Here is a 15,957-nt window from a genome sequence, read left to right as displayed (position 1 = left end):
ATCCAGAAAGAGTTTCACAGATGATCAATCTCAAGAACGTTCGCAAATTCTATGGTGCCCTGGAGGTCATCAAGGGCGTCGACATCACCGTCGAGGACGGCGAGTTCGCCGTGTTTGTCGGCCCGTCCGGTTGCGGCAAGTCGACCCTTTTGCGGATGATCGCCGGGCTGGAAGGCATCGACGACGGCGACCTTATCTTGAACGGCAAGCGCATCAACGACGTGCCGCCCGACAAGCGCGGTATCGCCATGGTGTTTCAGTCATACGCGCTTTATCCGCACATGACGGTGGCGCAGAACATCGGCTTCTCGCTCAGCCTGAAGAAAGTGCCGGAAGCGGAAATCCGCAAGCAGGTGGAAGGCGTCGCCGAAATCCTGCAGCTGACTGACTATCTCGACCGCCGCCCCGCCGCGTTGTCCGGCGGTCAAAGACAGCGCGTCGCGATCGGCCGCGCGATCATCAAGAAGCCGTCGCTGATCTTGTTCGATGAACCGCTGTCGAACCTCGATTCCGCGCTGCGGGTACAGATGCGCGCCGAGTTGCAGCGCTTGCACCGCGAATTGAAGGCGACCGTCGTTTACGTCACCCACGATCAGGTCGAGGCCATGACCATGGCGGACCGCATCGTCGTCCTGAACAAGGGGCTTGTCGCCCAGCAGGGCGCGCCGATGGATCTCTATCATAAGCCCGACAACGAGTTCGTCGCCACCTTCATCGGCTCTCCACGCATGAACACCGTTCCCGTGACGATCAGCAAGCCACAGGCCGGCGCGTTGCGCGTGCAGAGCCCGATCGGATTGGCGCTCGACCTGCCGGATGGCGCTGGAACGGTGCCCGAGGGGGCCGCCACGCTCGGTATCCGCCCGGAGCACTTCAAGATCGCGCCCGAGGGTCAGGGAAATTTCACGGCCGATGTCGTCATTGTCGAGCGCCTTGGCGTCGAGACTTACATGACCGTCGGCTCTGAGGAACAGCCGATCGTCGTGCGCGCCGAAGGCGATATCGCGGTGCGGCCGGGAGACCGCATCTCGCTCACAGCCGATAGCGCTGCCTGCCACCTGTTCGACACCACCGGGCGGCTCATCCGCTCGGCTCAAGCATCCTAATCACGTTGATAACATCGAGGACATCATGACGATCAAGGTCACCATCTGGAACGAGGGACGCCACGAGCAGCTGCACAAGGAGGTTCAGGAGATCTATCCTGACCGCATCGATGGTGCGATTGCGGCAGGCATTGCGCATCCCGATTTCGAGATCCGTCGAGGCACGCTCGATGATCCTGATGAAGGCCTTCCCGACTCGGTACTCAACGACACCGACGTTCTGCTCTGGTGGGGCCATATGGCGCACGAGGACGTCAGCGACGGACTGATCGATCGCGTCCAGCAGCGCGTGCTCAAGGGGATGGGGCTGCTCGTCCTGCATTCCGGGCACCACTCCAAGCTCTTCCGTCGCCTGATGGGCACGAACGCCAACCTCTCTTGGCGCGAAACGCCGGAGGGCGATCTCGAGCGCGTCTGGGTGGTCAACCCGTCTCACCCGATCGCGGAGGGACTGCCGCCCTATTTCGAGGTGAATGCATCCGAGATGTATGGCGAGCCCTTCGATATTCCGCAGCCAGATGAGCTGGTGTTCATCTCGTGGTATTCGGGTGGCGAGGTATTTCGCAGCGGCTGCACCTTCCAGCGCGGCCGAGGACGCATCTTCTTCTTCAGCCCGGGGCATGAGACCTACCCGATCTACCACGACAAGACCATTCACAAGGTCATCTCGAACGGGATCCGCTGGGCAAAGCAGAACCACACCGACGGCCGCATCCTGGAAAACTGGCACCGCGCCGAGCCGCTGCACGGTCGCCCTGCGAAAAAGGTCTGACACCTGCCGATCCGTTGGCTGAACACCGGCGCGGCCCATGGTCGCGCCGCTTCCGGCACTGAAAAGCCACCAATGGCTCCGGTTGCAAGTCCTGGGCAATTCGGCCAATTTGATCTTGCCGGACGGGACACCAGTTTATCCTTCGCACCAGAAAGACGCTGAGGCGATCAGTGCCGGCGTCAATGCGGGCAACTTGTCAAACAGGATGAATGCGATGCAGCTGAAAGACCCTTCCCTTTTTCGCCAGGCCGCTCTTGTTGGCGGAAAATGGATCGACGCCGATCCGGCCAATGCGATCGAAGTGAATAATCCGGCCACCGGCGAGATCATCGGTCGCGTGCCCAAGCTCGGTGGTGCCGAGACGAAGACGGCGATCGAGGCCGCGCGCGTCGCGCAGAAGGGCTGGGCCGCCCGCACCGCCAAGGAGCGCGCCGGCATCCTGCGCAAGTGGTTCGATCTGATGATCGAGAACAAGGACGACCTTGGGCGCATCCTGACGCTCGAGCAGGGCAAGCCGCTTGCCGAAGCCACCGGCGAGATCGTCTACGGCGCGAGCTTTATCGAATGGTTCGCGGAGGAAGCGCGGCGCATCTATGGCGACCTGATACCGGGCCACCAGCCAGACAAGCGCATCATGGTGATGAAGCAGCCGATCGGTGTGGTCGCGGCAATCACGCCCTGGAATTTCCCGAATGCGATGATCACCCGCAAGGCTGGCCCGGCGCTGGCGGCTGGTTGCGCCATGGTGTTGAAGCCGGCATCGCAAACGCCGTTTTCGGCAATCGCAATTGCCGTGCTTGCCGAGCGCGCCGGCCTGCCGGCTGGGCTTTTCTCGGTGCTAACAGGGTCTGCTGCCGCGATCGGCGCGGAGATGACGTCGAACCCGACCGTGCGCAAGCTCACCTTTACCGGATCGACCGAAATCGGCGCCGAGCTCTACAAGCAGAGCGCGCCGACGATCAAGAAACTCGGGCTCGAGCTCGGCGGCAATGCGCCGTTCATCGTCTTCGACGACGCCGATCTCGATGCCGCCGTCGAGGGAGCCCTCATCGCCAAGTTCCGCAACAACGGCCAGACCTGTGTGTGCGCCAACAGGCTCTACGTGCAGGATGGCGTTTACGACGCCTTCTCCAGGAAGCTCGCGGATGCCGTCGGCAAGCTGAAGACCGGCAATGGTTTCGACGAGGGCGTGATCCTCGGGCCGTTGATCGACAAGCCTGCGCTTGAGAAGGTTGAGGAGCATGTGGCCGACGCGCTCGCGAAAGGCGCCAACATCATCCAGGGTGGCAAGCCGCACGCGCTGGGCGGCACCTTCTACGAGGCCACCGTCCTCGCCAACGTCACGAAGGATATGGCCGTCGCGCGCGAAGAGACGTTCGGCCCGCTTGCTCCCCTCTTCCGCTTCAAGGATGAGGCGGATGTGATCGAACAGGCCAACGACACCGAATTCGGCCTCGCTTCCTATTTCTACGCCAAGGACCTCGCGCGTGTGTTCCGCGTGGCCGAGGCGCTGGAATATGGCATGGTCGGCGTCAATACGGGCCTGATCTCGACGGCGGAAGCGCCGTTCGGTGGCGTGAAGCTCTCAGGTCTCGGCCGCGAAGGCTCGCGATACGGCATCGAGGAGTTCACCGAGATCAAGTACGTCTGCCTCGGCGGCATCAGCTGACGCAAGACCACGAAAGGCGCGCAAGCCGAATGGTTTGCGCGCTGGCGCTACCGTTTGATCCGGAAAACTGAAAGCTGAAGAACGCGTGGGCCAGAATCGAAAAAGCCTGCCGCGGGAGGAGGTGCGACAGGCTTTTCGAAAATAACCGAATGACAGCTGGGAGGAGGAGTGCTGTCATTCCCGCAGGCGCCCTTGGGAGGAGGATAAGGCCACCTGCAACTCGAAGCTCTGCGGGAGGAGGTGCATCGCTTCGATGATTTGTTTATACAGCAAGCGCGCTCAAATCATAGGCACAATTCTGCAGAACAGCTATGCGCTATGCGCGTGACGCGCAGCTTCTGTCGCAGATCTGCGCCACATGGCCGTTGCGGCGCAAGTCGCTCGCCCCCTTGGAATTTCCGCGTTTTCTGCTACCACGCGCCGGAAAACATGAGGAAACGCCGATGAGCGCCGCATTTTATCGTGACTATGTTGTCGATCTGAAGGCACGTATCGACGATCTGCATACCGACCCCAGCGCCTATCAGACTTACGATCTGACTATGGAGCTACTCGCCCAGAAAAACCTGATCAGCTACGCCATGAGCCGCAAGCAGGGCCAGGTGGACAGCCTCTTCTATCGTCGCGACACGGCAAGCGGACAGGGCACGCAGATGTCGCAGGAGACGGCGTACCGCGTGTTTTCCGGTTTCTTCGGACTGGGCCAGTTCCTCGCGTCGACGGGCCGGGCCAACGGGCTCGGAGAGGAAGCGTTCGCGGAGACGCTGACGGCGGGATGGGAATATCCCACCTGCGCGGTCCAGTTCGCCTACAGGAAGAAGGGTCAGCCGCGCGGAGCTTCGATGAAGATGCTGTTCGTCGGGCTGAATGGTGACGCCGATGCCGCGACTTTCGAGGCCAAACTCACGCAACCCGATCTATTGATCGGCGCACGGCCGTTTTCCACCAAGCTCCTGTGGGAGTGGAAGTGAAGTCGTTTTAAGCGGCCGGTGAGCGCCTGATATCGGCAAGCAGCTCCTGGGCAACTTCGCGCAGGAGACCGGCGATACTTTCCAGAAAAGCGCCCATCGCCGAACCCGTGCGCCAGCACATGCCGATCCGCCGGTTCGGCGATATGCCTTCGAAACGCAGCAGCCTGATATCGCCCGACGCCGAATGCAGCGCGGCGAGCTCCGGCAGAAGCGTGATCCCGACATTGGCGCCGACCATCTGACGCAGCGTCTCCAGGCTGGTGGCGCGAAACGAGGTGCGCTCGCTCGCACCCGACAAGCGGCACAAATCGAGCGCCTGATCTCGAAGGCAGTGCCCCTCTTCGAGCAGCATGAGGTCGTAACGATCGAGGTCTCCGAGCTTCAGCGACCGCCGCTTTGCCAGCGGATGGGCGCCGGGAACAGCGAGCAAGAAGTCCTCCTCGAAGAGAAACTCTGACTTCAGGTGATCGTCGTTGATGGGGAGAGCGAGGATCGCCGCATCGAGATTGCCGCTTCTGAGCCGCGCCAGGAGCGCATCGCTCTTTTCTTCGATCAGCAGCGTCTCCAGCCGCGGGAACTGCCTATGGATGCGCGGCACCGCATGCGGCAGGAAATAGGGTGCAAGCGTCGGGAAGATGCCGAGACGCAGGGTGCCAACCTCGGGATTGAGGCTGCGCAAGGCCGATGACTTGATCTCGGCGACCTCCTGCATGATGCGCCTTGCCCGCTTGACGGTATCCTCGCCGAACGGTGTCAACATGACCGTGCGCGGCGTGCGCTCGATCAGCGGAGCGCCAAGGGTCTCCTCCAGTTTCCGGATCTGCATGGAAAGTGTCGGCTGGCTGACCAGGCACGCCTCGGCGGCCCGGCCAAAATGCCGGTGGTCCGCCAAGGCAATCAGGTACTCCAGCTCGCGAAGCGTCATTTCAGGACCGTGTCGATCAGCCTCAAGCCGCCTTCACCGCATCCTCGTCCGGGCTAGACGTGCGGATCAGATGATCGAAGGCCGCAAGCGATGCCTTGGCGCCCTCGCCGAGCGCAATCACGATCTGCTTGTACGGTACCGTGGTGCAATCGCCGGCGGCGAAGACACCGGGAACCGACGTCTGGCCGTGGTGATCGACAATGATCTCGCCGCGCGGCGACAGTTCGATGGCGCCCTTCAGCCATTCGGTGTTCGGAAGCAGGCCGATCTGGACGAAGATACCTTCGAGATCAAGCGTGTGGCGCTGACCTGCAACGCGGTTTTCGTAGACGAGACCGGTCACCTTCTGGCCGTCGCCCAGCACTTCCGTCGTCTTGGCGGAAAGCAGGATATCGACATTGGGAAGGCTGCGCAGCTTGCGCTGCAGGACGTCATCGGCACGCAGCTTGTTGTCAAACTCGACCAGCGTCACGTGGCTGACGATGTTGGCAAGATCGATCGCCGCCTCAACGCCGGAATTGCCGCCGCCGATGACGGCAACGCGCTTGCCCTTGAAGAGCGGACCGTCGCAATGCGGGCAATAGGCAACGCCCTTGTTGCGATACTGATCTTCGCCGGGAACGCCTATCTGCCGCCAGCGCGCGCCGGTCGACAGGATCACCGTCTTCGAGCGCAGAGTGGCGCCGTTGGCGAGCTCGACCGCGATCATGTCCTTGCCGGGAACGAGCTTTTCGGCGCGCTGCAGGTTCATGATATCGACGTCGTATTGCTTCACATGCGCTTCGAGCGAGGCCGCGAACTGCGGACCCTCGGTGTGCTGCACGGAGATAAAGTTTTCGATCGCCATCGTGTCGAGCACCTGCCCACCGAAGCGCTCGGCGGCAACGCCAGTACGGATGCCCTTGCGCGCGGCATAGATCGCAGCGGCAGCACCAGCCGGACCGCCGCCGATGACGAGCACGTCATAAGCTTCGCGGTTATTCAGCTTCTCAGCAGCACGCGCCGCGGAATTGGTGTCGAGCTTGGAGACGATCTCCTCGACTTCCATTCGGCCCTGACCGAACAGCTGGCCGTTGAGATAGACCGTCGGCACCGACATGACCTGGCGGCTTTGAACCTCGGCCGGGAACACGCCGCCATCGATCGCCACATGCTTCACGCGCGGGTTCAAGACGGCCATCAGGTTCAGCGCCTGCACGACGTCGGGGCAATTCTGGCAGGTGAGCGAGAAATAGGTTTCGAAGAGGAAATCGCCATCGAGATCCTTGATCTGATCGATGATCGCCTGCTCGGTGCGCGGCGGGTGGCCGCCGACCTGCAGCAGAGCGAGCACCAGCGAGGTGAACTCATGGCCCATCGGAATGCCGGCGAAGCGCAGGTTGATGTCGTGGCCTGGGCTGGTCAGCGCGAACGAGGGTGCACGTTCGCCGTCATCACGCGTTTCAACGACCGAGATCTTGTCGGAAAGCGCGACCAGTTCGGCGAGAAGCTCCGACATCTCTTTCGACTTGGCGCTGTCATTGACCGAAGCGGTGATCGCGATCGGGCGAACGACCCGTTCCAGATAGCCCTTCAACTGGGATTTCAGATTGTCGTCGAGCATGGGACACTCCGCTAAAAATGGATGGCCGCGCCGCGTTTAAGGCGCTGAATATGGTATTGGGTGCCGCCTTCCGGATGGACCGGAAGGCGGCTTGTCATTTGAACGTCAGATCTTGCCGACGAGGTGCAGCGACGGAGCGAGCGTCTTTTCGCCCTCTTCCCACTTGGCCGGGCAAACTTCACCTGGATGCGCGCGGACATACTGAGCAGCCTTGATGCGCCGCAGCAGGTCGACGGCGTTGCGGCCGATGCCTTCGGCGGTTACTTCCATCGCCTGGATGACGCCATCGGGATCGACGACGAAGGTGCCGCGATCGGCAAGGCCTTCGGATTCGCGCATGACTTCGAAGTTGCGGCTGATCGTGCCCGTCGGGTCGCCGATCATCGTGTACTGGATCTTACCGATCGTCTCGGAGCTGTCATGCCACGCCTTGTGGGTGAAGTGCGTGTCGGTCGAGACCGAATAGACCTCGACGTCAAGGCGCTGCAGCTCGGCGTAGTGATCGGCAACGTCGCCGAGTTCCGTCGGGCAAACGAAGGTAAAGTCAGCAGGATAGAAGAAGAATACCGCCCACTTGCCCTTGGTGTCGGCATCGGTCACTTCAATGAATTTGCCCTGCTTGAAGGCCTGCGCCTTGAAGGGCTTAATGGATGTGTTGATAAGGGACATGAAGGCTCCTGTGAAATTGCTGCGAAGCGAAAACCCGCTTTCGCAGCGCAACATAAACAGGGGCCGGCGATAAATGAAATAGATAAAGAAAAATATTTCGATAGACAGCCTCTATCGAAGGCCTGCGACGTGACGTTTATCAAGCGGCCGTCAAAAGCCGCTTGATTCCGCGACGTCAACGGTTTCGATCAAACCGATCGGCCGAGCCCGCCATCCACCTTGATATTCTGCCCGGTGATATATCCGGCACCTTCCGATGCCAGGAACGCGACAGTCGCCGCGATCTCTTCGCTTGTGCCATAGCGCTTCATCGGCACCGATTCGCGGCGCTCCTCTGTGGCCGGCAAGCTGTCGATCCAGCCCGGCAAAACGTTGTTCATGCGGATGTTATCTGCCGCATAGGTGTCGGCGAAGATCTTGGTGAAGGAGGCGAGACCGGCGCGGAAGACCGCCGACGTCGGGAACATCGCCGACGGCTCGAAGGCCCAGGCGGTGGAGATATTGACGATCGCGCCAGACTTCTGCGCCTGCATGATCGGCGTCACGATCCGGGTTGGGCGGATAACGTTCATCAGGTAGACGTCCATGCCCTTGTGCCAGTCCTCGTCGGTGATATCGAGGATCGGCGCGCGCGGACCGTGTCCGGCGCTGTTGACGAGCACATCGATCCGGCCCCAGGCCTGCATGGCGAGATCCACAAGGCGTTTGATATCGTCATTCGACTGGTTCGACCCCGTGACGCCGACGCCACCGAGCTCCTTGGCCAGCGCCTCGCCCTTGCCCGAGGACGAGAGGATGGCGAGCTTGAAGCCATCGGCCGCCAGACGCTTGGCGGCATCCGCCCCCATACCGCTGCCGCCTGCCGTCACCAGCGCCACTTTTTCTACTGTCATGACATCCACCCTTTCGTCGCTCTTCTTGCGCACCGCGCTTGTTTTCAGCCTTGATGCTATATGATACCATCAGGGAGGCATCGCTTCGAGCCAATTCGATTGGCATCAATCAGTAGAAAATCTATCGCATGAACGACCCGCTTTTTCGCCTGCCGCCGCTGAATGGTCTCCGCGCTTTCGAGGTCGCCGCTCGCCATCTCAACTTTCGCGCCGCAGCCGAGGAGCTAGGCGTCACGCAGGCTGCCGTGGCGCAGCAGGTTCGCGGATTGGAGAAGGAACTGAACCTTGCCCTATTCGAGCGCCTCCCCCGCAAGCTTGCCTTGACCGAGGCCGGACGGGGCTATGCCGAAAGTATTCGGCGCGCCTTCGAACTGATCTCCGATGCGACCGTGACCTTGAGACCGGAGCCCCTGCGGCTGACGATCAGCGTCACGCCGACTTTCGCTTCGAAATGGCTGATCCCGAGGCTGCCGGATTTCCTGGCCGCCCACCCGGACCTCGATATGCGCATTCTCGCCAGCGAACGCGTCGCCAACTTCCAGTCAGATGACGTTGATATCGCCGTCCGGCTGGCGCGGCCACCCTTTCCGACCTCGCTGGAGGCCAATCTGCTTTTCGAGCAGAAGCTTGTCCCGGTCTGCAGCCCGGCGCTGATGCCGGCAACCGGGCCGCTCGACCCCGCCGATCTCGCGCGTTTCGTGCTGCTCCACGATACCCATAATCAGTGGCCGGAATTCATCGCTACGATCGCTGGCGCAAGGCCCGTCGCCACCTCGAAGGGCGTTCGTTTCAATCAAACTTCTCACGCCATCGAGGCTGCGCTTGCCGGCCAGGGTATCGCGCTGGCAAGCGCGGTCTTCGTCAACGAGGATATCGCCGCCGGCCGGTTGGTGCCGGCGTTCACGGAAACGATGCGTGCGCAATCGGACTTTTACGTCGTCTCGCTCCGCAAGCCGAGACAAGCCCAATCTGTAGCCAAGGTCAGGGCGTGGTTGCTTCAGCATGCCGAGCAGTCCACTCGCGCCTGATAATCACGGCGACAGCTGCCCAGACGACCAAGCGTCCCATCATTGCACGGCAGCCACCGTAAAAACGCAGGGCTCCTGCGATGGACCCCGTGGCCATTCGCTATAGATTTAAATTCGTGCATACGTGCGCGAATACTGACGCATTGATTGAATTGGGAATACAGCATTGGACTTGCGCAATAAAACGCTCTGCGCCTCCGGATTTCACGCTCCGGAGCGCGGAAAGATCGATATCCTGGACGAGGTGCTGATCGATATCGGCGCGGATGGCACGATCGCCGCGATGCATCGGCCGAGCGATCCGAACTACCGGACCATTCGCGAGGCCCGCGAGGAAAGCGGCGAACTGGTCACGCTGCCAGTAGGCTCTTATCTCCTTCCGGGTTTCATCGATCTTCACGTCCATGCGCCGCAATATCCCCAGCTTGGCAGCGCGCTCGATGTGCCGCTCGAAGTATGGCTGCAGAAATATACCTTCCCACTGGAAGCCCGCTACGAGGACCTTGCCTTCGCGAAGCGCAGCTACAGCCTGCTCGTAGACGACCTCCTCGCAAACGGTACGACCACGGCGCTCTATTTCGCCACCGTGCACCAGGATGCGACGCGATCGCTTGCGGACATATGTCTGGAGAAGGGCCAGCGCGCGCTGATCGGCAAGGTGGCGATGGACAATGCTGACGAGTGCCCGGATTACTACCGCGACGCCTCGCCGGATGAAGCCATTGAAGGCACGCGCGCACTGATTGAATACATCAACGATCATCCTGACAACGTTGAAAAGAAAGTGCTTCCAGTCATCACGCCACGCTTCGTGCCGTCCTGCTCCGATGCGACGCTCAAGGGGCTGGGTGCCCTGGCGAAGGAGTGTGGCTGCCACGTGCAGACCCACTGTTCGGAGAGCGATTGGGCGCATGGCTATGTGCTGTCGCGCTATGGCGTGACCGATACCGAGGCGCTCGATCGCTTCGGCCTGCTCGGTCGCCGGACGGTGCTAGCGCATGCCAACTTCCTGACGGATGATGACATGGACAAGGTGCGGGAGCGCGAAGCAGCAGTCGCCCACTGCCCGCTCTCCAACGTCTATTTCGCCAATGCCGTCTTCCCGCTCAAGGCCGCCCTCGACAAAGGCATGCACGTCGGTCTAGGCACGGATGTCTCCGGTGGGCCGAGCGCCTCGATGCTCGAAAACTGCCGCGGTGCGATTCTGATGTCGCGTGCTTTGGAGAGCGGTGTCGATCCAAAGCTCGACGCCGAGGCGCGCGCCAGCTACGGGCCGGCGCAGATCGATTTTCGCGATGCGTTCTATATCGCGACGGCAGGCGGCGGCGTGGCGCTCGATCTGCCGATCGGCCAGTTCAAGCCGGGCTATCTCTTCGATGCGATCGTCATCGACACCAAGGCGCCGAAGGGCTCGGTGCGCCTGTTCGACGAATTCGATAGCGGCGAGCAGATCCTGCAGAAGATCATCAACACGGCCTCGAAGCCCAATATCGCAACCGCCTGGGTCGGCGGCACGAACCTGCGCCTGCCGTAAGAAAGGCATCAGCCGCGCAGCATCTCGATGATCGCCGAGAAATCGCGGCCGCCATTACCCTGCTTTTCGAAGAGCGCGAACAGTTGCGCGGCTTCGGCGCCGAGCGGCGTCGAGGCGCCGGTGGCAAGGGCAGCCTCCTGCGACAGGCGGAGGTCCTTTAGCATCAAGGCGGCCGCGAAGCCCGGCTTGTAATCGTTGTTGGCGGGTGACGTCGGCACCGGGCCGGGAACCGGGCAGTAGGTGTTGATCGACCAGCATTGGCCCGATGACGTCGAAGCGACATCGAACAGCGCCTGGTGAGAGAGGCCGAGCTTCTCTCCCAGCGCGAACGCCTCGCAGACGCCGATCATCGATATGCCGAGGATCATGTTGTTGCAGATCTTCGCCGCCTGCCCCGCACCTGCCTCTCCGCAATGGACGATCTTCCGACCCATCGCTTCGAGTACAGGTTTGGCTCTGGCAAAGCTCTCCGGCGTTCCTCCCGCCATGAAGGTCAGCGTGCCGGCCGCCGCCCCGCTCGTTCCGCCGGAGACCGGTGCATCGAGCGACGGGCAATCGGCCGCCTTTGCCATCTCATGCGCCTTGCGCGCGCTGGCGACGTCAATCGTCGAGCAGTCGATGACGAGCGTTCCCGAGGGAATAGCGCCAAGGATGTCTGTCCACGCCGTCAGGACGTGCCTGCCCTGTGGAAGCATGGTCACGACGACATCGGCACCGCTCACAGCTTGGGAGATGTCACTCGCCGGCTGCACGCCGGTCGCTTCGGAGGCTTGAAGCAATGCCGACACCAGATCAAAGCCCGCGACCGTGTGCCCTGCCTTGACCAGATTTGCCGCCATCGGCCCACCCATATTACCGAGGCCGATAAACGCGATTTTTGTCATGTCCTGCTCCCATCGTCAGACGATCCCATTTGAGGGGCCCATTGAGGGATAGCTATGTCATGATCGCGCGCAGTCGAGAGCGACAGAGGCGGCGCCGTGTTGACGCTCCCTCGCCCCGGCAGTATCCCAATAGGGTCCGCGACATGCCGATGGATCGAGGAGGATGAACCATGCAGCACACCCGCGAGAGTTTCGACTGGTCCGATCCGTTCCGGCTCGTCGAGCAATTGACGGATGAGGAGCGCATGGTGCTCGACACCGCGCATTCCTACGCGCAGGAAAAGCTTGCGCCGCGTGTGCTCGAAGCCTTCCGCCATGAGAAAACCGATCCGAGCATCTTTCGCGAAATGGGCGAACTCGGCCTCCTCGGCCCAACGATATCGCCCGAATATGGTGGCGCGGGCCTCGGATACGTCGCCTACGGGCTGATCGCCCGCGAGGTCGAGCGCGTCGACAGTGGCTATCGCTCGATGATGAGCGTCCAGTCCTCGCTGGTCATGGTGCCGATCAATGCCTTCGGCTCGGAGGCGCAGAAGCAGAAATATCTGCCAAAGCTCGCCACCGGAGAATGGATTGGCTGCTTTGGCCTCACCGAGCCGAACCATGGTTCCGATCCGGGGTCGATGGCGACGCGCGCAAGAAAGGTCGACGGCGGCTACAGTCTTTCCGGCACCAAGACGTGGATATCGAACGCGCCGATCGCCGATGTGTTCGTGGTCTGGGCAAAGACAGAGGATGGCGTGATCCGGGGCTTCATCCTTGAAAAGGGATGGAAGGGCCTGACGGCGCCCGCCATCCACGGCAAGATCGGCCTGCGTGCCTCCATAACCGGCGAAGTGGTGATGGACGGCGTATTCGTGCCGGAAGAGAACCTGTTGCCTAACGTCTCCGGCCTCAAGGGCCCGTTTACGTGCCTCAACTCGGCCCGTTTCGGCATCGCCTGGGGTGCGCTCGGAGCCGCCGAAGATTGCTATGCGCGGGCACGGCAATACACGCTCGACCGCAAGCAGTTCGACAGGCCGCTTGCCGCCAATCAGTTGATACAGAGGAAGCTCGCCGACATGGCGACCGAGATCACGCTCGGGCTGCAGGGCTGCCTGCGCCTCGGCCGCATGAAGGAAGACGGCCACCCGCCGGTCGAGCTCACCTCGATCTTGAAGCGCAATTCCTGCGGCAAGGCGCTCGATATCGCCCGAATGGCCCGCGACATGCTTGGCGGCAACGGCATCTCCGATGAGTTCGGCGTCGCCCGCCATCTCGTCAACCTTGAGGTGGTCAACACCTATGAGGGAACGCACGACATTCACGCCCTGATCCTCGGCCGTGCCATAACGGGAATAGCGGCGTTCTCGAACTGATCGAGAATTCTTCGCCGCCAAATTGCAACGGACCCGACAATGTGCAAACTTTCCCTCATCGCGGGGAGAGCCTGCGCTGCGATGGGGGATTGCGCATGCTTCTATTTCTCGCATTTCTGATTGGTATCATCGCCGGGCTGCGCGCGCTGACAGCGCCTGCGGCTGTCGCCTGGGGAGCGGCGCTCGGCTGGTTCGATGTGTCTCAGACACCGCTCGCCTTCATGGGCTATCGCTGGACACCCTGGATATTCACGCTGCTGGCGATGGTCGAACTGGTGACGGATCAATTGCCGTCCACGCCTTCAAGAAAAGTGCCGATGCAGTTCGGCGCGAGGCTGATCATGGGCGCGCTATCAGGCGCCACCATCGGCGCTGCCGGCGGATCGCTGATACCAGGGCTCATCGCCGGCATTCTTGGCGCTGCTGCGGGCACACTCGGCGGTGCTGCCGCGCGCGCCAAATTGGCAAGCGTGTTTCGGAGAGACCCGCCGGCCGCCATTCTCGAAGACGCCGTCGCCATTGTCGGCGCGATCCTGATCGTGGCGTCGGTCTGATGCGCAGTTTCGACGCCATCGTTGTCGGTGCCGGCCAATCCGGCCCCTTCCTCGCAGCCCGGATGGCGGAGAAGGGCATGAAGGTCGCGCTGATCGAGCGCAAGTATCTTGGCGGCACATGCGTCAACGCCGGCTGCATGCCGACCAAGACCCTCGTCGCCAGCGCTCGCGCCGCCTATGTGGCCCGCAATGCCGGCGGCTACGGCGTGACGATCCCGGGCGCGATCGGGATCGACATGGCGATCGTCCGCAAGCGAGCCGAGACGGTGACTATGGAGGCCCGCAATGGGCTGATCTCCTGGTTCGCGGGCATGGACGACGTGACCGTGATCTACGGCCATGCCTGTTTCGAAAACGAGCGCACAATCAGCGTCAACGGCGAGTTGCTCACCGCGCCGCGCATCTATCTCAACGTCGGCGCGCGACCGGCCATTCCAAATATGCCCGGCATCGGCGACATCGACTATCTGACCAGCACGTCGATCATCGCGCTGGACACGCTGCCCCGGCATCTGGTGGTCATTGGTGGAAGCTATATCGGCCTTGAGTTCGCGCAGATGTATCGCCGCTTCGGCGCCGAGGTTACGGTCGTCGAGCGTGGCCCCAAGCTCGCCTCACGGGAGGATGACGATATCTCGGACGCGATCGCCGATATTCTGCGCGTCGAGGGAATTGCGGTCCACACCGGCGCGGACCGCATCGGCTTCAAGAACCGGGTGGAGGGAATCGAAACCTCGGTCGCCGACGGCATCGCCGAGATCACGGCGAGCCATGTGCTGATCGCAACCGGCCGCGTGCCCAACACCGACGATCTCGGCCTCGATCGTGCCGGCGTCGCCACCGACAAGCGTGGCTACATCACCGTTGACGACAAGCTGGCGACCAATGTCGAGGGCATCTGGGCTCTTGGGGACTGCAATGGCCACGGCGCCTTCACGCATACGTCCTACAACGACTTCGAGATCGCGGCCGCCAACCTGCTCGACGGCGAGGATCGCAAGCTCAGCGACCGCATCCTCGCCTATGCGCTCTATATCGATCCGCCGCTCGGCCGCGTCGGCATGTCGGAAAAACAGGCGCGCGCATCGGGCCGCGAGATCATGATCTCGACCCGGCCGATGACCAAGGTCGGCCGCGCCAAGGAGCGGGGCGAGACGAAGGGCTTCATGAAGGTGATCGCCGACGCGCAAACCAAGCAGATCCTGGGTGCCGCCATTCTTGGCATAGAGGGCGACGAGGCGATCCACGGCTTCATCGACGCGATGAACGCCGGGACAACCTATCCCGAGCTGAAATGGGCCGTGCCGATCCACCCGACGGTCTCCGAATTGATCCCGACATTGCTTGGCGACCTCAAGAGCGTGTAGCCTTCAACCCGGCAGGCCAGAAACGCTGAGGGATCAATCGTGTCCATAGAACATCTGATCGAACACTATGGGATTATCGCGATCTTCCTTGGCACCGCATTCGAGGGCGAGACCGCGGCCTTTTTAGGCGGCATCATCTCCCATCGCGGGCTGCTCACCTATTGGTCGGCCTCGCTGATGGCGTCGGCGGGTTCCTTCGCCGGAGACCAGATGTGGTTCTTCGCCGGCCGCTATGCATCACGCTGGCACGTCGTTCGCCGGCTGATGGAGACGCCGACGCTGGCGCAGGTCACGTCCCTCTTAGAGCGCTACCCGACAGGTTTCATCCTGGCGTTCCGCTTTCTCGTCGGCCTGAGGACAATCAGTCCGATCGTGATCGGTACCACCCGCATCTCGACCGGCAAGTTCGTGATGCTGAATGCGATCGCGGCGCTTGTATGGGGACAGCTGTTCACGGCGCTCGGCTATCTCTTCGGACACGGGATCGAGCAGATCCTCGGTCGTCTGCCGCTGCATCATCACCTCTTCGTCGGACTCGGGGCCGCGGCTATCGTGGCTGTCGCGGCCCTTGTCTTCAGAAGAGCTTTCAGAAAAGTGTCGGCTAGCACGAGCTAGCCGACAGGC

15 protein-coding genes are annotated in these 15,957 nt (G+C 61.9%); 10 read left to right on the top strand and 5 right to left on the bottom strand.

The annotated features are described in order from the left end of the window. The first annotated feature begins 20 nt into the window (after window positions 1-20). From ACODTZ_RS02475 to ACODTZ_RS02460, 4 genes are all read left to right on the top strand, one after another. Entirely contained in the window at window positions 21-1,106 is a 1,086-nt protein-coding gene (locus tag ACODTZ_RS02475) for an ABC transporter ATP-binding protein (protein ID WP_489023461.1), read from the top strand. Between the two features lie 25 nt (window positions 1,107-1,131). After that, complete coding sequence (locus tag ACODTZ_RS02470) at window positions 1,132-1,878, top strand: ThuA domain-containing protein (RefSeq protein WP_209236282.1); 747 nt, start codon at window positions 1,132-1,134, stop codon at window positions 1,876-1,878. 214 nt (window positions 1,879-2,092) lie between these two features. Continuing rightward, window positions 2,093-3,547 (top strand): NADP-dependent succinate-semialdehyde dehydrogenase, encoded by a 1,455-nt coding sequence (gene gabD, locus ACODTZ_RS02465; RefSeq protein ID WP_209236281.1) that lies wholly within the window; start codon window positions 2,093-2,095, stop codon window positions 3,545-3,547. Between the two features lie 443 nt (window positions 3,548-3,990). Beyond that, window positions 3,991-4,518: a hypothetical protein gene (locus tag ACODTZ_RS02460; RefSeq protein ID WP_209236501.1), complete on the top strand. Its 528-nt coding sequence runs from the start codon at window positions 3,991-3,993 to the stop codon at window positions 4,516-4,518. 7 nt (window positions 4,519-4,525) lie between these two features. Here the strand turns inward: ACODTZ_RS02460 and ACODTZ_RS02455 are convergent, their stop codons facing one another. The 4 genes from ACODTZ_RS02455 to ACODTZ_RS02440 form a co-directional block, all read right to left on the bottom strand. Further along, a complete protein-coding gene (locus ACODTZ_RS02455; protein ID WP_489023458.1) occupies window positions 4,526-5,443 on the bottom strand; it encodes a LysR substrate-binding domain-containing protein in 918 nt (305 codons plus the stop codon). A gap of 22 nt (window positions 5,444-5,465) precedes the next feature. Beyond that, the gene (gene ahpF / locus ACODTZ_RS02450) at window positions 5,466-7,046 is read right to left on the bottom strand and encodes an alkyl hydroperoxide reductase subunit F (RefSeq protein ID WP_489023456.1); all 1,581 of its coding nucleotides are present in this window, start codon (window positions 7,044-7,046) and stop codon (window positions 5,466-5,468) included. Between the two features lie 105 nt (window positions 7,047-7,151). Further along, window positions 7,152-7,715: an alkyl hydroperoxide reductase subunit C gene (gene ahpC / locus ACODTZ_RS02445; RefSeq protein ID WP_018901244.1), complete on the bottom strand. Its 564-nt coding sequence runs from the start codon at window positions 7,713-7,715 to the stop codon at window positions 7,152-7,154. 188 nt (window positions 7,716-7,903) lie between these two features. Next, complete coding sequence (locus ACODTZ_RS02440; protein WP_026283494.1) at window positions 7,904-8,608, bottom strand: SDR family oxidoreductase; 705 nt, start codon at window positions 8,606-8,608, stop codon at window positions 7,904-7,906. A gap of 128 nt (window positions 8,609-8,736) precedes the next feature. Here ACODTZ_RS02440 and gcvA point away from each other — a divergent pair, with 128 nt between their 5' ends. Then, entirely contained in the window at window positions 8,737-9,636 is a 900-nt protein-coding gene (gene gcvA, locus ACODTZ_RS02435) for a transcriptional regulator GcvA (protein ID WP_489023454.1), read from the top strand. A 166-nt stretch (window positions 9,637-9,802) separates the two neighbouring features. Further along, window positions 9,803-11,170, top strand: coding sequence for a guanine deaminase (guaD, locus tag ACODTZ_RS02430; RefSeq protein ID WP_489023452.1), 1,368 nt, complete (start codon window positions 9,803-9,805; stop codon window positions 11,168-11,170). An 8-nt stretch (window positions 11,171-11,178) separates the two neighbouring features. On the opposite strand, the gene mmsB is transcribed toward guaD, so the two are convergent. Then, window positions 11,179-12,054 (bottom strand): 3-hydroxyisobutyrate dehydrogenase, encoded by an 876-nt coding sequence (gene mmsB, locus ACODTZ_RS02425; RefSeq protein ID WP_209236274.1) that lies wholly within the window; start codon window positions 12,052-12,054, stop codon window positions 11,179-11,181. 170 nt (window positions 12,055-12,224) lie between these two features. On the opposite strand from mmsB, the gene ACODTZ_RS02420 reads away from it, so the two are divergent. From ACODTZ_RS02420 to ACODTZ_RS02405, 4 genes are all read left to right on the top strand, one after another. Further along, window positions 12,225-13,412 carry an acyl-CoA dehydrogenase gene (locus ACODTZ_RS02420; protein ID WP_489023450.1) on the top strand — a complete coding sequence of 396 codons (1,188 nt, stop codon included), beginning with the start codon at window positions 12,225-12,227 and terminating at the stop codon, window positions 13,410-13,412. 95 nt (window positions 13,413-13,507) lie between these two features. Next, entirely contained in the window at window positions 13,508-13,966 is a 459-nt protein-coding gene (locus ACODTZ_RS02415) for a DUF4126 domain-containing protein (protein ID WP_489023448.1), read from the top strand. After that, the gene (locus tag ACODTZ_RS02410) at window positions 13,966-15,333 is read left to right on the top strand and encodes an FAD-containing oxidoreductase (RefSeq protein WP_489023447.1); all 1,368 of its coding nucleotides are present in this window, start codon (window positions 13,966-13,968) and stop codon (window positions 15,331-15,333) included. Before ACODTZ_RS02415 ends, ACODTZ_RS02410 begins: the two co-directional genes overlap by 1 nt. Before the next feature lie 39 nt (window positions 15,334-15,372). Continuing rightward, window positions 15,373-15,948, top strand: coding sequence for a DedA family protein (locus ACODTZ_RS02405; protein ID WP_047504088.1), 576 nt, complete (start codon window positions 15,373-15,375; stop codon window positions 15,946-15,948). The last annotated feature ends 9 nt before the right edge of the window (window positions 15,949-15,957 follow it).

The sequence above is a fragment of the Rhizobium sp. FG113 genome, from assembly GCF_057809895.1.
This window is presented reverse-complemented; position numbering and strand designations above follow the sequence as displayed.